The following is a 19,107-nucleotide window of genomic DNA, read 5'->3' as shown; positions in this document are numbered from 1 at the left end:
GATGAACCGATCGTCTCACTGATGTGAAACAGTCGTCTCACTAATGTGAAACAGTCGTCTCACTAATGTGAAACAATCGTCTCACTAATGTGAAACAATCGTCTCACTAATGTGAAACGATCGTTTTATCAACATCATTTCCCATCTTTATACGTATCAGATAGTCAAATGACAAATATAAATTAAGTTGTTTACTTACAGTACGGGCTATGATCGTATTTGACCAACTTTGCGCGATAGTACTTTTCTACATCGGTCCAATGATAATACGGAGCTTGATTGGTACTAACCGGTAAACGAACCTCATGTTCGTTCAATAAACACTTAACCAAAACATCATCACTGCCCGTCTTACGATAAAAAATGAACTGAACATTGCATGCCATTGGGAAAATCTCGTACGAACGCCAATACTGATCGAGTGCGTCCATATCATTATATTCTTTGCCATAGTCATCCAACTCCAGAAGACAGACAAACGGAAGCAGACAAGACTCATGTCCAAAACGGAGGTCGGCCCCATGTTTATCGGTTGCCATGAACTTATCGGCCTTATCAAGTACATCACGAAGCAGTTCAGCCTCACGATAAGGCATCCAACCATCGGTTAAAGCTGAATTCCCGTTGCTAAGAAACCAGCTGACATTATGACAACGCCACAAATCATAGCATTCCTGATCGGTGAATAAAGAGTAAAGTTCCATATCCGTATCATGACTCTGCATGTTGCATGCAATATCGAACAAGAGTTGGAACAAACGCTTTGAGTTAACATTGTTTTTCACATAGTTGTCATCTTTGAAGAGTTCCTTCATCAAGCGTTCCGGATGAGTATGTTTATTTGTAAATTCTTCACGTATTTTATTGATTTCTTTATCTTTGTATATCGGGGCAAATGCTTTTCCACTATGATTCAGATAGAACATATCAGCTTCACTTCCATCCATAGACACCTTTAAATTTGGATTCAAGGAACGGAGTGCAAGAATTTCATTCGACATAGATAGAATACAACGAATAATAATGGTTGAACGGGCATCGACCGAAGCATTTCCTTCGAAAACTTGCGGGAAGTTATGGTACATACGTTCAGCTATACCACGATGTTGACGAGCACCCAAAGGAGTAAGTTCTCCCAAACGGTTCTCAGCCATCATGCTCATTTTCAATACAACATCTTTCACTTCCTTTCCTTTCTCTGTTAACATACCAAGAGAGTCGGCCAAAGAAAGCGTCTTTTTTGGAAACAGATAATCGTTCGGATCAATAAGATAACGAGAGCCATGTCGATTATATGAACTGATATAGAATGGTTCGTAACCGGCAGGAGCATCAGTCAACTTAGTTGTCGGAGTAGGATAAGCATGATAATTGTTGGCAGACAAAGGGCGATCGGCCTTTATATCCTCAAACGCTTTCTGAGCTTGTATGGTAAAAGTCATCATTAAGCTCAGTACAAAAAATAAGGTTTTCTTCATGATATATATAATATTAAATATTTTTCTTATACTTGTTCCAGATATCATTCATAACTAATCCTGCCAGCATAAAACCAAAGACAGCCGTGATATGAACTACAGATCCGTTAATCTGCGCTTTCGGAAGCAGACAAGTATCAGTTTCGCGACTTTTGTCAACTCCATGATTCTTCATCAATTCATCGCTATATACACACTGGAACTTCTTTCTCGGGAACATTTTATTATGCTTGAACTTTCTGCGCAAAGCAGCGGCCAACGGGTCGCCCTGTACTTTCCAAAACTCCGTCACATGAATACGAGTAGGATCCATTTTCAATGCCGCGCCCATCGAAGCAAATAGCTTCGCCTTACTCTTCGTGGCATTCATAATAAGCAAGGCTTTATCTTTCAAGCTGTCAATGGCATCAATAACATAATCATAACCATCCAAATTAAACTCATCCATTGTTTCTTCTGTATAGATTTTCTGGATAGCCAACACATCGGCAGCAGGATTAATATCGAGTAAACGATCGCGGAGCGCGTTCACTTTCACCTGTCCCACCGTTTTTGTTGTAGCCATCATCTGCCTGTTAATATTAGTGACACAAACACTATCGGAATCTACAATAGTCAAATGGGCTACACCGGAACGTATCAAACTGTCGGCACACCAGCTTCCCACACCTCCGACACCAAAAATAATCACTCTGGTACCGGCAACCTTCTCCATCATCTTCTCGCCCAATAGCAATTCCGTACGGCGTAATATATCTTTTTCACTCATTGGAAATCTTTCTCGAAAAAATTAATACACAAAATTAGAGAAATTCTTCTAAAATTGGAAAGAAAGAACCTTTTTTATATTTTTGTTAAAAAGATGGAATATCGAAAGATTATACATATAGACATGGACGCTTTTTATGCTTCTGTAGAACAGCGTGACAACCCTGAGCTTAAAGGTAAGCCGATAGCCGTAGGTTTAGAAGAAGAACGCGGTATAGTTACTACAGCCAGCTACGAAGCAAGAAAGTTTGGCGTTCATTCGGCCATACCTTCACTCAGAGCGAGGAAAATGTGTCCACAAATTATTTTTGTACCTCCCCGAATGGAAGTATATAAAGAGGTGTCTATGCAAGTACATGAGATATTCAAGCGTTATACTGATGTTATAGAGCCTATATCTATTGATGAAGCCTTTCTGGATGTAACACAAAATAAAAAACAGATACCATTGGCTGTTAATATTGCCAAAGAAATCAAAGCTGCCATCTGGAACGAACTTCATTTGCATGCTTCCGCCGGCGTGTCATATAATAAGTTCTTAGCGAAGATTGCTTCCGATTTCCGAAAGCCGGACGGACTATGTACTATCCATCCTTCGCAAGCGTTGGATTTTATCAGTAAGTTACGTATTGAACGGTTCTGGGGAATAGGTCCGAAGACTGCTGAGAAGATGCACCTGATGGGTATCCATATTGGAAAGGATTTGCAAAAATGCTCCAAGTCTTTATTAGCTGTAGAGTTTGGTAAAGCGGGATTAACTTATTATGATTTTGCTCATGGAATAGATGACCGACAAGTAGAAACCATACACATCCGCAAATCCATCGGCGTAGAACGGACACTGGAAAAAGATATTACACACACTTCAGCAGTTATCATAGAGTTATATCATATAGTGATAGAGCTGGAAGAGCGCTTGAAAAGTCATGAGTTCAAAGGTTATACGCTCACGTTAAAAATAAAATTCCACGACTTTGAACAAATTACCCGAAGTATTACTCAGCAAGAAGAGTTACAAACTAAAGCACAGATTCTTCCCCTCTCAAAAAAACTTATAAAGCAGGTGGACTACGCCAATCATCCCATTCGTCTGATAGGTTTAACCATATCAAATCCTAAAGAAGAATGGGATGAAGAGATGCCAAAGAAGGATCTTCAACTCTCATTTAAATTTGAAGATAAGGAGTATTAATCTTTTCTTTTGTCCAATTCATAAAAATATAGTACCTTTACGCTCCAATTAAAAGTTATATGGTTTATAAACTTACTGGTCCGGCTCTTATCAGTACATCCATAAAACTCCCGGCATCAAAGAGCATCAGCAACAGAGCGTTGATTATTCACGCTCTAAGCAAGGGGTCGAACGTACTATCCAATCTGTCTGATTGTGATGATACGAAAGTAATGATTCGTGCACTAAGAGATATGCCCGAAATAATTGACGTTCATGCGAGTGGGACAGCTATGCGATTCCTCACAGCCTATTTATCTCTTGTTCCTGGAACACATATCATTACAGGAACGGAAAGAATGAAGCATCGTCCGATAAAAGTTTTAGTTGATACCTTGCGTGCATTAGGAGCAAATATTGAATACAATGGTGAGGAAGGTTTTCCCCCTTTACGCATTACCGGAAGAAACGGAAATGAATGGAATCGTGCGATTGAATTACCAGGGAATGTAAGCTCACAATATATCTCCGCCTTACTGATGATTGGTCCGTATTTGAAAGAGGGACTGAATATTAAACTTCTTGGTGATATCGTCTCCAAACCTTATATCAATTTGACACTTGATTTGATGAACCAATTTGGGGGGAAAGCAGATTGGGTAGGTGAAACGCTACTCACAGTCAAACCGCAACCATACAAAGATATTCCATTTACGATAGAAAGTGACTGGAGCGCAGCTTCCTACTGGTACGAAATGATTGCGCTCTCTCGTTCAGCCGACAGTGAAATTAAACTTAAAGGATTGTTCAAAAATAGCAGTCAGGGAGATAGCGAAGTAGCTTGGATATTCAATCAACTGGGAGTACAAACAGAATTTTCTGATGACGAAGTAATTATCAAAAAAGGAGGAACTAAACCTCTGCGCTTTGAATACAATTTTATCAATCAACCCGATTTAGCTCAGACTTTCGCAGTGACTTGCGCGATGATGGATATTCCGTTCAATTTCAATGGACTGCAAAGTTTAAAGATAAAAGAAACCGACCGCCTGACTGCACTGGTTACCGAGCTAAAAAAATTAGGTATATCTGCGGTGCAGGATTTAGAATCAGTCATTACTTGGAAAGGTGACCATATAAAACCATCTGAGACTCCAATAAACACATACGAAGATCATCGCATGGCTATGGCATTTGCTCCTGCCGGTTTGATTATGAAAGATGTCCAAATTAATAATCCTGAAGTAATATCAAAATCTTATCCACATTATTGGGAGGATTTGAAACAAGCAGGATTTAATATCGAAGAAAACGAATAAATTGAGGAGGATTAATAAGATGATTGCACTGATATTACTCTTGATAGCTGCAGGCATCATAGCCATGGTTGCCGGTCATATTCATAATAGACAAATTAATAAAAAGATTGCATCCGGAGAATTAGATAAAGAACCGGATATTGTCATAAAAAGTGAAGAATGCGAAGCATGCAATCATATTCAGGGAACAGAAGGTTGTGAGCTGGACTGTGTACTTCAAAAAGCAAAGATTGAAATAGAATATTATGAAGATGAGGAATTAGACCGTTATAAGGGACGTCCTTCAGATGATTACACGGAAGAGGAAGCGCAAGAGTTTCGGGATATTCTTGAGACTTGTTTAGATAGTGATGTTCCGGGATGGAACCGTAGTTTGGAACTACGGGGTATAAATGTCCCCGATCAAATTAAAGATGAACTTTACATATTGTTAAGCGATCAAGTAAGGAAATGAATCTGCTGGAACTATTGCATTATACATTCTTTCAACATGCGTTAATTGGTTGTCTTTTAGCAAGTATTGCATGTGGAATCATCGGCACCTACATTGTGACGAGACGATTGGTATTTATCAGTGGAGGTATCACTCATGCTTCTTTCGGAGGAATCGGAATTGGACTCTACTCAGGCATTTCTCCTATACTTGGGGCAGCTCTTTTCTCTATCCTTTCTGCTTTTGGAGTTGAGTGGCTAAGCAAACGACAAGATTTGCGAGAAGATTCTGCCATTGCCATTTTCTGGGCATTCGGAATGGCGGTAGGAATTATATTTAGTTATCTGGCTCCGGGATTTACTCCCGACTTGTCTACTTATCTTTTTGGAAACATTCTGACAATCACGACAGGTGATATCATCATGCTTGCCATTCTATCCATTATACTTATTATATTCTTCGGATTATTCCTTCACCCAATTATTACTATCGCTTTCGATCGCCAATTTGCTCTTTCTCAGCATCTACCGGTTGTTGCTTTCGAATATCTGCTGATGTTATTTATTGCGCTGACCATTGTTGCCTGCCTTCGAATGGTCGGAATTGTACTGGCCATCTCCATGCTGACCATCCCTCAAATTACATCCAACTTATTCACACATCGCTTTAAGACAATTATAGGACTCTCCATCATCATCGGACTTATCAACTGTATATGCGGTCTGTTCATTTCCTACTATCTGAAAGTTCCTTCGGGAGCGACTATCATCTTTTTTTCCATTTTAATCTATGTGCTTTGTAAAATGGTGAAAAGCATTTATATTTGCAACAAAGCGAAATAAACATTATTATATGGAAATTCAAATTAAATCATTGGATATTATCCATGACGCTGCCAAGCAGTTCATCAAATCCATGGGTGACAATACAGTTTTTGCTTTCTACGGCAAGATGGGAGCCGGTAAAACAACATTTATTAAAGCCATTTGCGAGGAACTTGGTGTTACTGATGTCATTAACTCTCCTACTTTCGCTATTGTCAACGAGTACCGTTCAGATGCAACAGCTGAATTGATCTATCACTTCGATTTCTACCGTATTAAAAAAGTAGAAGAGGTATATGACATGGGGTATGAGGATTATTTTTACAGTGGTGCTCTTTGTTTCATAGAATGGCCAGAACTAATAGAAGATTTATTGCCGGGAGATGCCGTTCGTGTAGATATATCTGAACAAGAAGACGGAAGCCGATTGGTTAAGATGGAAATACAAGCCTAATGAGAATGCATTACTTGCTCCAAGGAATATTTGCAGCTGTCGGACTACTCGCCATTTTAGCTGCCTTATTTAACTGGGACTGGTTCTTTGATGCTAATAACGCGCATTATATTGTTTCCCGTTTCGGTAGACAGAAAGCACGTTTTGTATACGCGCTGATGGGAGTGATATTAATCGCCGCAAGTGGTATCTTTTTCTATATCGTTCAACAGTAAAGATAAGTAGGTAGACAAGTTATTTCACCATCTGTTTCTTATAATGCAGCTTATTTTATGGTATCATGTAGCATATTATTTTGCTGTTAGGTAAAACTTTTGCTTGATTAATATTTGGGGCTGGTACTTCCTTACCCGTATGATTTTCTGAAGAGATGCTCATTTATTTAAATGTTGTTGCTCGGATTCTTGACAGGAAAAAACAAGATTAAGAAGTTTTTAGAAGAAAGTCACGTTTTCAAAGCTATATTGCGTGGGAAGATTTGGAAATAGTAGTCGGAATTCATAAGAAAGGATCCTATAATCAGATAAATCATTCATTTCTCTTGAAAAATAATTTTAATTGTTATTATGTAATACTGAATTCCATTATCTTTGTAAAATAAAATGTCTAAAAGAATATGGATGACCAGATTAAACAGATTGCCGAACGCTTGAAAGGTTTACGCGATGTTTTAGAATTGGATCCGGAAGAAGTTGCTAAAGTTTGTGATCTTCCAGTCAACCAATACCTAAAAATGGAAAGTGGGGATAGTGATATTTCTGTCAGTGTTTTGCAAGCCATTGCGCGGCAATATAATATTCCTCTTGATGTTCTGATGTTTGGTGAGGAACCTCGAATGAACACTTATTATATCACCCGTCAGGGTGCAGGAATATCTGTTGAGCGAACTAAGGCATATAAGTATCAGTCATTGGCTGCCGGATTTCAGGGAAGGAAGATGGATCCGTTTATAGTAACCGTTGAGCCAAAAGACAATCAGGATATCTATTTTAATAGGCATGAAGGTCAGGAGTTCAATATGGTAATAGAGGGTAGAATGTTGCTTGATATCAATGGTAAGAAATTAACGCTGAATTCTGGTGACAGCGTATATTTTGATTCGAATCTACCTCATGGCATGTTGGCTTTGGATAGAAAAACTTTAAAATTCCTGGCAATTATTATTTAAGGTATGGTAGAAAGATTTTTGGAACAAGTCTCTTTTACTTCGCAAGAGGATTTCAATGAGCATTTGAAGATAAAGGTGCCTGAGAACTTTAACTTCGGATATGACGTAGTTGATCAATGGGCGAAGGAAGAACCCGATAGGAAAGCATTGTTGTGGACGAATGATCAAGGAGAACATATTCAGTTTACATTTTCCGATTTGAAAAGGTATACGGATATGACTGCATCTTATCTTCAGAGTCTTGGAATAGGATTTGGTGATAAGGTAATGATTATTCTGAAACGTCGCTATGAGTTTTGGTTCGCAATGGTTGCTTTGCATAAGTTAGGAGCTGTGGCTATTCCGGCGACTTTTCTTTTGACAAAGAATGATGTTGTTTATCGAAATAATGCAGCCGGTGTAAAGGCTATTATGGTAGTAGGTGATGATCCTATTATATCTCATGTAAAGGATGCTTTGCCGGAATCTCCGACAGTGGAGCATTTAATTAGCATTGGGCCATTAGTTCCGGAGGGGTTTGATGATTTTCAAAAAGGTATAAAGGAGGCCGTTCCTTTTGTGCGTCCTGAGCGTCATAATACGAATGATGATATTATGTTGATGTATTTTACATCTGGAACAAGCGGTGGACCGAAGATGGTTGCTCATGATTTTACCTATCCCTTGGGACATATTGTTACTGCTTATTTCTGGCATAATTTGAAGCCTGACAGTTTGCATCTTACTATAGCGGATACGGGTTGGGGTAAGGCTGTGTGGGGAAAGTTGTATGGTCAGATGATAATTGGCTGTAATATTTTTGTTTACGACCATCAGAAATTTACTCCGCATGATATATTGATGAAAATTCATACATATCACGTTACTTCGTTGTGTGCCCCTCCTACCATCTATCGCTTTCTTATAAGGGAGGACTTGAGTAAGTACGACCTTTCGTCTTTGGAATATTGTACAACAGCGGGCGAAGCATTGAATTATCCGGTTTATAATACATTTCTTAAATTGACAGGCATTAAGTTGATGGAAGGTTTTGGACAGACTGAGACTACTCTGACTTTAGGAAATTTCCCATGGATGACTCCGAAACCGGGTAGCATGGGAAAACCAAATCCACAGTATGATATAGATTTATTGATGCCGGATGGCCGTAGGGCTGAAGATGGAGAGAAAGGAGAGATTGTTATTCGAACAGATAGAGGGAAACCATTAGGTTTGTTCAAGGAATATTATTGCGATTCGAAGCGTACGAGGGAAGTTTGGCATGATAATATTTATTATACAGGTGATGTTGCTTGGCGTGATCAGGATGGCTATTATTGGTTTGTTGGCCGTGCTGATGATGTTATAAAAAGTTCTGGTTATCGCATTGGCCCATTTGAAGTAGAGAGTGCATTGATGAGCCATCCTGCCGTTGTAGAATGTGCTATTACAGGTGTTCCGGATGAAATCCGTGGTATGGTGGTAAAAGCAACTATTGTTCTTTCTAAGGAGTATAAAGGAAAAGAGGGGCCTGAACTGATAGAGGCACTTCAGGATCATGTTAAGAATATAACAGCCCCATACAAGTATCCCCGTGTTATAGAATTTGTCGATGAATTGCCCAAGACAATCAGCGGAAAGATTCGTCGTGTGGAGATTCGCGAGCGTGATATGGAACGCTTAGAACATAAGCAAAAGAGGGATAATAAGAAAAGATTATAGTGATTGTTTAAATTAGTTTGAAGTGTTTTAGCGCATTCACTATTCCGTCATCATCAATGGAGGTGGTGACATAATCTGCTGCAGTTTTTACTTCATCTTTGGAATTCCCCATAGCTATTCCTATGGCAGTATGTTGCAGCATGGGAATGTCGTTCCCTCCATCACCGAAGCTCATGCTCTCAGACAAATCAATATGGAAGTAATCGAGTACTTTATCCACCCCCGTCTGCTTGCTGTTTCCTGTTGTTATGATATCTGTGAAAAGCGGATGCCAGCGCATAGGCGTGCAGTGTGTCAAAATATTTTCGAAGATATTGAATCGCTGCTCTTCTTCTTTTGTGAAGTATCCCATCAACTGATAGAAATCTTTTCCACGAGCATCAGTAACAGGAGCAACACGAGCATTTGGAAGTTCAATAAGATCAGATATGGCTTGTACTCTTTCGTTGATTCTTGTCACAAATTCATCATCCCCATCGGTAAAGGTAAAAGAAAATTCTTCAGTCAGACCGGAGTCAATCAATCTGTTAATGTCTTCATGAGGGATGCTGCTATTATAAATAGGTGTAAAGTCGGAAGTGAAGCAGGAGCATCCGTTGACGGTTATAAAACCATCAAACTTTACGTTTCCTAAATTGTTGATAAGTCCCCACGATCTGCCTGTCGCAATGAACAGTTTGATCCCCTTCTTTCGCAGTATAGTTAGGGCTTCTATGGTGGAATCGGGAATACGATGAGTTTTGAAAGAAACTAATGTTCCGTCAATATCAAAGAATATAGCTTTCGTTTTCATGTTGCAAATATATGGAATTTGCTTAACTTTGCTGTAATTGTACAACTAAATAAACATATTATGAGATACTTTACAAATGTAAAAGACATTGGCAATCTGGATGAAGCGATTAAAGAAGCTTTTGAGATTAAACAGAATCATTATAAATACGAGAATTTGGGTCGTCATAAAACATGCCTACTTATCTTTTTCAATAATAGTCTTCGTACTCGTTTGAGTACCCAGAAAGCTGCGCGGAACTTGGGAATGGATGTTATAGTCCTTGATGTTAACCAAGGGGCATGGAAGTTGGAAACTGAGCGTGGTATTATTATGGATGGTGATAAAAGTGAACATCTGCTTGAAGCTATTCCGGTAATGGGATGTTATGCTGATATTATTGGTGTCCGTTCGTTTGCCCGTTTCGAGAATCGGGAGGATGACTATTCAGAGAAAATATTAAATCAATTTATTCAGCATTCCGGTTGTCCGGTATTTTATATGGAGTCAGCTACAGGACATCCATTGCAGGCTTTTGCCGATTTAATCACCATAGAGGAATATAAAAAGAAAAAACATCCGAAGGTTGTTTTGACATGGGCTCCGCATCCACGTGCACTGCCTCAGGCTGTACCCAATTCTTTTGCCGACTGGATGAACGAGGCTGATGTAGAGTTTGTCATTACTCATCCGTATGGATATGAATTGGACTCTAAATTTGTTCGTAATGCCTGCGTGGAGTATGATCAGAAGAAAGCTTTCGAAGGTGCTGATTTTATTTATGCTAAGAATTGGGCTTGTCCCGGCGTGACGAATCTTTCTGATTATGGAAAGATTCTGAGTAAGGATATGAACTGGACTGTTAATGCCGAACACATGTCATGGACTAATAATGCTTATTTTATGCATTGCCTGCCGGTACGCCGGAATATGATTGTAACGGATGATGTAATTGAAGCGCCAACGTCGTTAGTAATTCCTGAAGCAGCGAATCGAGAGATTTCAGCTACCGTTGTATTAAAACGTTTGCTTGAAGGAATTATATAAGATGTAAAGCCGGTATATAATCTGATATATTTATATGAATAGTCTGTTTTTTATATGTTTAAGGTGAGTTCGACGAATCTAAAATAATACGAACTCTGTATCATTGTTTCTTCTTAAAAGGATACACCGTTAATATCAACAATATAAGCTATTATCCTGATGCGTATGAAGATAAAAAGTGATGCGTATGAGTTGCTCAACTGATGCGTATGAGTTGCTCAACTGATGCGTATGAGTTTGACAAGTCATCCGTATGAATTGGACGATTCATCCGCATGAGTTGGTTGATTCATCCGCATGACTTTTCCTCCGCGTCTTTATGACCATTTTAATGAACCAAACAAAAAGGGAAAAACACCTTGTCAACATACTACAAGACCATATTCTACCTTCATGGGAATCTGTATGACTTCTCTGTTATTTCATCGAATTTACGTTATTTATATATTAATATTGAATTAGTTATATAAAATATCTTGATTAGATAATGTAATATTTTGTTTTTAATTACTTTAACTGCTTTTGGTCACATTTGTTACCATTGGCTTGTTTTTCTCCCTTTACCTTTGTAACTATAATTTTAAACCTCCAAGATTATGGTAGAGAACAAGATGTTTTGTTTCCAGTGTCAGGAAACAGCGAAGGGTATAGGTTGCACTGTTCGTGGTGTATGTGGTAAACTTCCGGAGACTGCTCGGTGGCAGGATCTTCTCCTTAGTGTGGTACGCGGCGTAGGTACTATCTGTCACGTGTTGGATGAGGCCGGCGTAAAAACTAATGCTGCTTCAGGCGATTTTATAGTTGACGCGCTCTTCTCAACAATTACTAATGCTAATTTTGATGATCAGTCTATTTTGGCGAAAGTAGATAAGGGTATCGTGTTAAAGAAAGAATTACTAATTTCAGCATATAATAATAAGGTGAAATTACCCGATTATCAGGAAGTAAAGTGGGGTGGTGAAAAGTCGGATTATGATGCCGAGGGTAAGCGGGAAACTGTACTTAGAAATACAGATGCCGATCTTCGTTCACTTAAAGAACTGACTGTTCTTGGATTGAAAGGTATAGCTGCTTATTATGAGCATGCAGCTCGTCTTAATCATCGTAATGAAGAGATTATCAAATTTATGTGTAAAGCTTTGGCTGTTATTTCTAATCCATCGGCTGATATACAGAGTTTGTTGTCTATTGTTTTGGAAACAGGAAAATATGGTGTTGATGTGATGGCTCTTTTGGATAAGGCTAATACAAATGTATATGGTAATCCTGAAATCACAAAGGTGAATATTGGTGTCGGGAAAAATCCAGGTATTCTTGTCAGTGGTCACGACTTGCATGATATAGAGGATTTGCTTATACAAACAGAAGGTACAGGTGTTGATGTGTATACTCATGGCGAAATGCTCCCTGCTCACTATTATCCCCAACTGAAAAAATACAAGCATCTTATTGGGAATTATGGTAATGCATGGTGGAAGCAGAAAGAAGAATTCTCTACTTTCAATGGACCTATTGTGTTTACAACTAACTGTATTGTTCCGCCATTGCCAAACGCTAACTATAGGAATCGTGTCTTTACTACTAATTCAACAGGTTTCCCCGGATGGAAACATCTTGAGGTTGATGCTAACGGACATAAGGATTTTTCAGAAGTAATAGCTATGGCAAAGGAATGCCAGGCTCCACAAGAAATTGAAACAGGTGAGATTGTCGGAGGATTTGCTCATGCACAAGTATTTGCGTTGGCTGATAAAATCGTGGAAGCGGTGAAGAGTGGAGCTATTCGTAAATTTGTTGTAATGGGAGGTTGTGATGGTCGTATGAATAGCCGTAGCTATTATACCGATTTTGCTAAGGCTCTTCCAAACGATGTTGTGATTCTCACCAGTGGTTGTGCTAAGTATAAATATAATAAATTGAAACTGGGTGATATTAATGGAATACCACGTGTATTAGATGCCGGACAGTGTAATGATTCATATTCTTGGGCTGTGGTAGCACTTAAGTTGAAGGAGATTTTCGGAGCAAACAATATAAATGACCTTCCTATTTTCTTTAATATTGCTTGGTACGAGCAAAAGGCAGTGATCGTATTGTTAGCTCTGCTGAGTCTTGGTATAAAGAATATCCATATTGGACCAACACTTCCAGGTTTTGTTTCTGAAGGTGTATTGAAGATTTTGGTTGAGAATTTTGGGTTAGGGACTATTTCAACGGTTGAAGAAGATATTCAAAAATATATTCAGTAAAATAGTAAATAATTTATAATGGATATGACCAAGTTGCAATTATTGCATCTTGGTCAAATTTTTTACGATAAAAATTTGTTTATATAAAAACAGTAGATAAATTTGTAAAAAATCAATATTATCGTGAAACTACACGTAATTATAAATAAGATTCTTCCAAGTCGTGGATGGAAAGTGTTCGCGATTATTATTTGTGGTGTTATTGTAGGTTTGGCTGGCTTGTTTATGTATTTGCTTCGTGTACATACTTATATAGCTGATGATCCGGCTGCATGCATCAATTGCCACATCATGACTCCTTACTATGCTACGTGGTCGCACAGTTCGCATGGTCGCGATGCTACTTGTAACGATTGTCATGTACCTCATCAGAATTTATTCATGAAATATCTGTTCAAAGGAAAGGACGGTATGAAACACGTTGCTTATTTTGTCACTCATTCGGAGCGGCAGGCTATTATGGCAGAAGATCCCTCGGCAGAAGTAATTATGGATAATTGTATTCGTTGTCATACGCAGTTGAATCAGGAATTTGTGAAGACTGGAAGAATAGATTATATGATGGCTAAGCGAGGTGAAGGAAAAGCGTGTTGGGACTGTCATCGTAATGTACCTCATGGTGGAATGAATTCATTGTCGAGCGCTGTGAATGCAGAAGGCTTGGTGCCGTTGCCATCATCGCCGGTCCCGGAATGGTTGCAGAATGTAATGAGAAATAAATGAGTATAGATAAAAAAAATAAAGATATGGCGAATCAAATCAAACGTTGGCAGGGATGGCTGTTATTTTTTGTTGTGATGGCCGTTGTATTTGTTCTTGGATTGCTTTGCTCTTCCTTATTAGAACGTAGGGCTGAAGTGGCCAGTGTGTTTAATAATCGAAGAAATCTGTTTACGGATTCCATTGTAGCACAAAATGAAAAATTCGCGGAAGATTTTCCTCGAGAGTATCAAACTTGGGCAATGACGGAGGATACGAGCTTCGTCAGTGTCTATAACAGCTCTAATGAAGTTGATGTATTGGAGGAACATCCTGATATCGTTGTGATTTGGGCTGGATATTCTTTTGCAAGAGGATATAATACTCCGCGTGGACACAAGCATTGTATAGAAGATTTGCGTAAGATATTACGTACAGGTAACCCTGGTATAGGTGGTGATGATGATATTCAACCGGGTACATGCTGGACTTGTAAAGGCCCAGACATTCCTCGTCTGATGCGCGAGAAAGGTATTAATAATTTCTATGCTGCTAAATGGAGTGATTGGGGAAATGAGGTGATGAATACCATTGGCTGCTCTGATTGCCATGATGCACGCAATATGGATTTACGCCCTGCACGTCCTGCCTTATACGAGGCTTGGAGCCGTAGGGGGCAGGATGTGAAAAAAGCGGGGCATCAGGAAATGCGTTCATTGGTTTGTGCACAGTGCCATACTGAGTACTATTTTGAGAAAGAGAACGGCCAGTATTTGAAATTCCCTCAAGATAAAGGTCTGACTTGTGAAGATGCAGAAATTTATTATGATAGCTTAGGTTTTTATGATTATATACATCCGCTGTCAAAGGCAAAGATTCTGAAAGCTCAGCATCCGGGATATGAAATTTTCAAGCAGGGAATTCACGGTCAACGAGGAGTAAGTTGTGCCGATTGTCACATGCCTTACATAAGTGAAGGTGGTGTGAAATATACCGATCATCATATTATGAGTCCGTTGGCAAACATTGACCGTACTTGTCAGACGTGTCATCGTCAGAGTGCAGAGACTTTGAAACAGAATGTTATAGAGCGTGAGAAAAAAGTGTATGACTTCAGCGCGAAAGTTGACCATGAGCTGGCTGTCGCTCATATCGAAGCAAAGTTTGCTTGGGATAATGGAGCTACAGAATCTGAAATGGAGAAAGCCTTGAACGATATCCGTAAGAGCCAGTGGCGTTGGGATTATGCATTAGCCGGCCATGGCGCGGCATTCCATGCTCCTCAGGAAGTTATGCGTTTATTAGCTGACGCTATGGAATATGCCAAGGATGCTCGTTTACAGATTGCTCGCGTAGTTGCTAAGCACGGATATACAAGTGAGATTCCATTGCCGGACATATCAACAAAGGCAAAGGCTCAGGAATACATAGGCTTGGATATGAACGATCTGAAAGAGAAGAAACAGGAATTTATAAATATCGTTGTTCCTAAGTGGATTGAAGATGCAAAGAAACAAGGTAAGTTTATTGAAATCTAATGTGGAATAAACCTTGGTCTATTAAGGAAGGACTAATAGTTGGCGCAGGATTGCTCTTGACGGGGGAGATGTTACAACTAACTGTTGGTGCCATCAATTGGAATGTATTTGCATGGCCTGTTAATGTGATAGTTTTATCGATCTTTTGCGTGTTGATGCTCATTGGTTACAGACTGCGAGATAATATTTACGCATTCCGTTTTCAATCATCTTCATCAGCTGCTGTTGCAGCCTTGCTTTATGCATTGACGTTGACTGTTATTATGGGTTTATTTATTCAAGTGGGTGAATTTCAGGAACCTGTTGATCCTATCGGACTGACAAAGATGCTTTCGTATTGGCCTTTTATGCTGGTATATTTATGGGTTGCTATTATTGTTGCACAGACGACTATCCATCAAGTGCTACATTTTAAACTGCATTTTGTTCCTTCTTTATTAAGTCATATAGGCATCTTGCTTATTTTAGTGTGTGGTACTTTAGGATCTGCCGATATGCAACGGTTGAAGATGTATTGTGAAATGAATCAACCGGAATGGCGTGGATTGGACAATAGGAATAATATACAAGAATTGCCTATAGCTGTTCAGTTAGACAAGTTCATTATGGAGCAATATGAGGGAGACCAAATGCCGAAACGTTTTGCTTCGGAGGTAGAGATTATGACAAAGGATGGTAAACATGTGCAGACAACTATTGAAGTGAACAAGCCTTTTACTATCGGAGGATGGACTATTTATCAGTATGGTTATGATCAAGAGAAAGGCCCTATGAGCCGGTATAGTATTTTTGAATTGGTGAAAGATCCGTGGTTACCTGTGGTTTATGTTGGTATATATATGATGCTTGCAGGGGCTGTTCTGTTGTTTATTACAGCTCAGCGAAGAAAGAAAAAGAGATTATGATTTGGGATTATTTTTTCATTTTTGCTCTTGTTTCTGCTTGTTGCTGGATTATAGGCGCGTTGGCAGCTTGGAAAGGTAACAGCATGGTTGCGTATATTGCCACATTATTAGGTGTGTTAGTGTTTTCTTTGTACATTATCATTATGTGGGTTACCTTGGAGCGTCCTCCTCTTCGGACGATGGGTGAGACACGCCTGTGGTACAGTCTATTTCTTTCATTAGCCGGATTTATTGTTTACAGTCGCTGGCATTATAAGTGGATGTTGAGTTTCAGTACTATTTTATCTATTGTGTTTATTTGTATCAATTTGTTTAAACCTGAGATACATAGTAAGGCACTTATGCCGGCATTACAAAGTCCTTGGTTCGCTCCTCATGTCATCGTTTATATGTTCTCGTATGCTTTGTTCGGTGCGGCTACGCTGATGGCTGTTTATCTGCTTTTCTTCAAAAAAACAACTACGGATAAAGAGATGGATATTACCGATAATTTGGTATATGTAGGTTATTCTTTTCTTACTATCGGCATGCTGTTCGGCGCGTTATGGGCAAAGGAGGCTTGGGGGCATTACTGGTCATGGGATCCGAAGGAGACTTGGGCAGCTGTAACTTGGTTTGGCTATTTGGCTTATATACATTACAGATTGAATAAGAATCGCGGTATCCATCAAGCTTTGATTTTGCTTATTGTATGTTTTATCTTGCTCCAGATGTGTTGGTGGGGCATCAATTATCTGCCATCTGCACAGGCCGGCAGTGTGCATACTTACACTCTTTGATTATTCTGATAGCTTAGGAAAGGTGTATTCTTTTTGAATGAGTCCGTTTTTATAGGTATTAACGGAAAAGTAAACTTTGTCGCCTTGATTTAGTATGTTTTTATAATAATATAGTGGAACAGAGAGATAAATAGTTTTATTATATCCTTCTACATCATTATTCTTAAAGTGTAATAAGGTGAGGTATAGCGATTTATGCCCATCAGTCTGACTGGTGATACTGTCTTGAATGAAGTGATAAGAATGAAGTTGTTCCTTCATACGAACGACAATACTGGCATTTAGATAGTTGCCGGAAACCCATCCGCTTTGAAAAGTAACGGGGTCGGTAGGTGTCATCTTGAACTTTTCGCGTGGAATGGGATAAGGAGATATGCACCGGATAGTTGAATAGACTGTACATCCATTATTATCATTGATAGCATACTTGGCCAGAATACGAAAAGTACTATCCGGACTCAGTCCGTCAATTTTCATAGTGTTGTTAATACAGAAGATTGTCCCATTGTCTTTGATCAATGTAGAGGCTGTGCCGTTGGAATCTGTAGTCATATCCAGTATCTCGGTAATAAGATTAGGATAGATATAGTCGGTTTCATGACTACATGCAGCTAACATCGTGCATAGGGAAATATATAGGAATAGCCGTTTCATTCTTGTACAGAGAGATAATTGATGAGAGGGTTGGCGTACATTTTCAGTAATAGTTCAAGTAAGAATGATTCATCTTTGTTTGGCAACTCAATCTTTGTTAATTGCTTGTAGATATATTGTTCAAATTCTAATTTATCATTGGCCGTATACTTATCTTTAAAGTGCTGGCTACCTTCTATCCAGTCGAGTGCGATATAATTCGATGGGAAGATGTGGTAACAAGAGTAAATATGTTTGTCCATCAGTTTTGCAAGGGCAGGGAAAAAGTCTGTTTTCTTCGGATATTGTATAGCCAGCTCTTGGATTTCCTTATTAATACATGGAGCTGCTTGAAAATGGATATGCCCTTTATAGCCGAAGATACCGGTACGCATGCTTAGTACATCTTCTCCCGGAGTTTTATGGAAATCCGGATTATCTCTGCGTAATTGTAATTCACGAGCTTTCAAATAGTCGCATGGGTCGTATTCATAGGATAGGGAGAGCGGTACGATGTTAATCTCTGATAGTTTCTCAACAATAGAACCTTCGCCACCTATACTTAACATCTTCAGAATGCTCTCTTGTGTAGCATCGTTAGAATCTTTAGCTCTTCCCTGACGTTGAGCAATCCATACATTTTCATGTTTTTGTGTGATAGCAAAGTGAATGTAACGCGACATAGTGTTCAGTGCCTGTAATTGTGTTCTACCTGTTAAACCGCGTTTTACAATAAAAGCTTTAACTATGCGTACTAACTTTTTAATCCAAGGATAAGCGAAAAGATTGTCACCGATAGCTATTTCTGTGGTATTCGAAAACCCCGCGTCAATCATAGAGACACAAAGAATTCCCGGATCCATTACAATATCACGATGGTTAGAGATAAAAGTATGACAAATAGACTTATCAAGAGCAGAGTAATCTTCTGTCAGACCTTTAGAATGTTTACTCAGCAGTTGCTTGATCATGTTATAGAAGAATTTCTTTTGAAACTCCAGATTCGACGTACAAGATCGCATCTCTTGAGCAATAGTCTCAAATGGGACCGGCATGATGCCGGTAGCTACCTTCTGAAAGGCAGGATCGGCGATTAGTTCCTCATATACTTGAGGTAACTCTTCGGGTGCATACGGGCGAATCTCATCAAATTCTGCTGGTATATTCAT

19 protein-coding genes are annotated in these 19,107 nt (G+C 39.1%); 14 read left to right on the top strand and 5 right to left on the bottom strand.

All coding sequences use genetic code 11. The features are described 5' to 3' along the window. Positions 1–191: 191 nt before the first annotated feature. On the bottom strand, positions 192–1,478 hold the full coding sequence (locus LO761_RS07935) for a histidine-type phosphatase (RefSeq protein WP_272817754.1): 1,287 nt from the start codon (positions 1,476–1,478) through the stop codon (positions 192–194). A 13-nt stretch (positions 1,479–1,491) separates the two neighbouring features. Continuing rightward, positions 1,492–2,247 (bottom strand): tRNA threonylcarbamoyladenosine dehydratase, encoded by a 756-nt coding sequence (locus LO761_RS07930; protein ID WP_272817753.1) that lies wholly within the window; start codon positions 2,245–2,247, stop codon positions 1,492–1,494. Positions 2,248–2,340: 93 nt separating this feature from the next. On the opposite strand from LO761_RS07930, the gene dinB reads away from it, so the two are divergent. The 8 genes from dinB (at position 2,341) to LO761_RS07890 (ending at position 9,316) form a co-directional block, all read left to right on the top strand. Continuing rightward, positions 2,341–3,438 carry a DNA polymerase IV gene (gene dinB / locus LO761_RS07925; protein ID WP_272817752.1) on the top strand — a complete coding sequence of 366 codons (1,098 nt, stop codon included), beginning with the start codon at positions 2,341–2,343 and terminating at the stop codon, positions 3,436–3,438. A gap of 59 nt (positions 3,439–3,497) precedes the next feature. Then, positions 3,498–4,736, top strand: coding sequence for a 3-phosphoshikimate 1-carboxyvinyltransferase (locus tag LO761_RS07920; RefSeq protein WP_272817751.1), 1,239 nt, complete (start codon positions 3,498–3,500; stop codon positions 4,734–4,736). Positions 4,737–4,755: 19 nt separating this feature from the next. Continuing rightward, positions 4,756–5,190 (top strand): phospholipase, encoded by a 435-nt coding sequence (locus LO761_RS07915; RefSeq protein WP_272817750.1) that lies wholly within the window; start codon positions 4,756–4,758, stop codon positions 5,188–5,190. Next, positions 5,187–6,011 carry a metal ABC transporter permease gene (locus tag LO761_RS07910; protein ID WP_272817749.1) on the top strand — a complete coding sequence of 275 codons (825 nt, stop codon included), beginning with the start codon at positions 5,187–5,189 and terminating at the stop codon, positions 6,009–6,011. The genes LO761_RS07915 and LO761_RS07910 overlap by 4 nt, the downstream gene beginning before the upstream one ends. A gap of 10 nt (positions 6,012–6,021) precedes the next feature. Further along, a complete protein-coding gene (gene tsaE, locus LO761_RS07905; protein WP_272817748.1) occupies positions 6,022–6,447 on the top strand; it encodes a tRNA (adenosine(37)-N6)-threonylcarbamoyltransferase complex ATPase subunit type 1 TsaE in 426 nt (141 codons plus the stop codon). Next, positions 6,447–6,662 (top strand): immunity 17 family protein, encoded by a 216-nt coding sequence (locus LO761_RS07900; protein ID WP_272817747.1) that lies wholly within the window; start codon positions 6,447–6,449, stop codon positions 6,660–6,662. The genes tsaE and LO761_RS07900 overlap by 1 nt, the downstream gene beginning before the upstream one ends. A gap of 401 nt (positions 6,663–7,063) precedes the next feature. After that, positions 7,064–7,615, top strand: coding sequence for a helix-turn-helix domain-containing protein (locus LO761_RS07895; RefSeq protein ID WP_272817746.1), 552 nt, complete (start codon positions 7,064–7,066; stop codon positions 7,613–7,615). A gap of 3 nt (positions 7,616–7,618) precedes the next feature. Further along, positions 7,619–9,316, top strand: coding sequence for an AMP-binding protein (locus LO761_RS07890; protein WP_272817745.1), 1,698 nt, complete (start codon positions 7,619–7,621; stop codon positions 9,314–9,316). Between the two features lie 7 nt (positions 9,317–9,323). On the opposite strand, the gene LO761_RS07885 is transcribed toward LO761_RS07890, so the two are convergent. After that, positions 9,324–10,109: a Cof-type HAD-IIB family hydrolase gene (locus LO761_RS07885; protein WP_272817744.1), complete on the bottom strand. Its 786-nt coding sequence runs from the start codon at positions 10,107–10,109 to the stop codon at positions 9,324–9,326. A gap of 60 nt (positions 10,110–10,169) precedes the next feature. On the opposite strand from LO761_RS07885, the gene LO761_RS07880 reads away from it, so the two are divergent. The 6 genes from LO761_RS07880 (at position 10,170) to ccsA (ending at position 17,305) form a co-directional block, all read left to right on the top strand. Beyond that, the gene (locus LO761_RS07880) at positions 10,170–11,135 is read left to right on the top strand and encodes a Rossmann-fold NAD(P)-binding domain-containing protein (protein WP_272817743.1); all 966 of its coding nucleotides are present in this window, start codon (positions 10,170–10,172) and stop codon (positions 11,133–11,135) included. A gap of 596 nt (positions 11,136–11,731) precedes the next feature. Then, positions 11,732–13,384, top strand: coding sequence for a hydroxylamine reductase (hcp, locus tag LO761_RS07875; RefSeq protein WP_272817742.1), 1,653 nt, complete (start codon positions 11,732–11,734; stop codon positions 13,382–13,384). A 150-nt stretch (positions 13,385–13,534) separates the two neighbouring features. Then, positions 13,535–14,107, top strand: coding sequence for a cytochrome c nitrite reductase small subunit (nrfH, locus tag LO761_RS07870; RefSeq protein WP_407951553.1), 573 nt, complete (start codon positions 13,535–13,537; stop codon positions 14,105–14,107). A 23-nt stretch (positions 14,108–14,130) separates the two neighbouring features. Further along, positions 14,131–15,621, top strand: a complete 1,491-nt coding sequence (gene nrfA / locus LO761_RS07865) for an ammonia-forming cytochrome c nitrite reductase (protein WP_272817741.1) — start codon at positions 14,131–14,133, stop codon at positions 15,619–15,621. Then, positions 15,621–16,526, top strand: a complete 906-nt coding sequence (locus LO761_RS07860; protein WP_272817740.1) for a cytochrome c biogenesis protein ResB — start codon at positions 15,621–15,623, stop codon at positions 16,524–16,526. Before nrfA ends, LO761_RS07860 begins: the two co-directional genes overlap by 1 nt. Beyond that, on the top strand, positions 16,523–17,305 hold the full coding sequence (ccsA, locus tag LO761_RS07855) for a cytochrome c biogenesis protein CcsA (RefSeq protein ID WP_272817739.1): 783 nt from the start codon (positions 16,523–16,525) through the stop codon (positions 17,303–17,305). The genes LO761_RS07860 and ccsA overlap by 4 nt, the downstream gene beginning before the upstream one ends. Here the strand turns inward: ccsA and LO761_RS07850 are convergent, their stop codons facing one another. Next, complete coding sequence (locus LO761_RS07850) at positions 17,306–17,959, bottom strand: NigD1/NigD2 family lipoprotein (RefSeq protein ID WP_272817738.1); 654 nt, start codon at positions 17,957–17,959, stop codon at positions 17,306–17,308. Beyond that, complete coding sequence (locus LO761_RS07845; RefSeq protein WP_272817737.1) at positions 17,956–19,107, bottom strand: acyltransferase; 1,152 nt, start codon at positions 19,105–19,107, stop codon at positions 17,956–17,958. The genes LO761_RS07850 and LO761_RS07845 overlap by 4 nt, the downstream gene beginning before the upstream one ends.

The organism is Phocaeicola oris, from assembly GCF_021295095.1.
Taxonomy (GTDB): Bacteria; Bacteroidota; Bacteroidia; order Bacteroidales; family Bacteroidaceae; genus Phocaeicola; species Phocaeicola oris.
The sequence above is the reverse complement of the archived record's forward strand: the minus strand, read 5'-3'. Positions and strand labels throughout refer to the sequence as shown.

What these genes read in the sequence shown, in the direction of transcription:
- LO761_RS07935 (WP_272817754.1), bottom strand. Translation starts at nt 1,478, where the DNA reads ATGAAGAAAACCTTATTTTTTGTACTGAGCTTAATGATGACTTTTACC.
- LO761_RS07930 (WP_272817753.1), bottom strand. Translation starts at nt 2,247, where the DNA reads ATGAGTGAAAAAGATATATTACGCCGTACGGAATTGCTATTGGGCGAG.
- dinB (WP_272817752.1), top strand. Translation starts at nt 2,341, where the DNA reads ATGGAATATCGAAAGATTATACATATAGACATGGACGCTTTTTATGCT.
- LO761_RS07920 (WP_272817751.1), top strand. Translation starts at nt 3,498, where the DNA reads ATGGTTTATAAACTTACTGGTCCGGCTCTTATCAGTACATCCATAAAA.
- LO761_RS07915 (WP_272817750.1), top strand. Translation starts at nt 4,756, where the DNA reads ATGATTGCACTGATATTACTCTTGATAGCTGCAGGCATCATAGCCATG.
- LO761_RS07910 (WP_272817749.1), top strand. Translation starts at nt 5,187, where the DNA reads ATGAATCTGCTGGAACTATTGCATTATACATTCTTTCAACATGCGTTA.
- tsaE (WP_272817748.1), top strand. Translation starts at nt 6,022, where the DNA reads ATGGAAATTCAAATTAAATCATTGGATATTATCCATGACGCTGCCAAG.
- LO761_RS07900 (WP_272817747.1), top strand. Translation starts at nt 6,447, where the DNA reads ATGAGAATGCATTACTTGCTCCAAGGAATATTTGCAGCTGTCGGACTA.
- LO761_RS07895 (WP_272817746.1), top strand. Translation starts at nt 7,064, where the DNA reads ATGGATGACCAGATTAAACAGATTGCCGAACGCTTGAAAGGTTTACGC.
- LO761_RS07890 (WP_272817745.1), top strand. Translation starts at nt 7,619, where the DNA reads ATGGTAGAAAGATTTTTGGAACAAGTCTCTTTTACTTCGCAAGAGGAT.
- LO761_RS07885 (WP_272817744.1), bottom strand. Translation starts at nt 10,109, where the DNA reads ATGAAAACGAAAGCTATATTCTTTGATATTGACGGAACATTAGTTTCT.
- LO761_RS07880 (WP_272817743.1), top strand. Translation starts at nt 10,170, where the DNA reads ATGAGATACTTTACAAATGTAAAAGACATTGGCAATCTGGATGAAGCG.
- hcp (WP_272817742.1), top strand. Translation starts at nt 11,732, where the DNA reads ATGGTAGAGAACAAGATGTTTTGTTTCCAGTGTCAGGAAACAGCGAAG.
- nrfA (WP_272817741.1), top strand. Translation starts at nt 14,131, where the DNA reads ATGGCGAATCAAATCAAACGTTGGCAGGGATGGCTGTTATTTTTTGTT.
- LO761_RS07860 (WP_272817740.1), top strand. Translation starts at nt 15,621, where the DNA reads ATGTGGAATAAACCTTGGTCTATTAAGGAAGGACTAATAGTTGGCGCA.
- ccsA (WP_272817739.1), top strand. Translation starts at nt 16,523, where the DNA reads ATGATTTGGGATTATTTTTTCATTTTTGCTCTTGTTTCTGCTTGTTGC.
- LO761_RS07850 (WP_272817738.1), bottom strand. Translation starts at nt 17,959, where the DNA reads ATGAAACGGCTATTCCTATATATTTCCCTATGCACGATGTTAGCTGCA.
- LO761_RS07845 (WP_272817737.1), bottom strand. Translation starts at nt 19,107, where the DNA reads ATGAATATACCAGCAGAATTTGATGAGATTCGCCCGTATGCACCCGAA.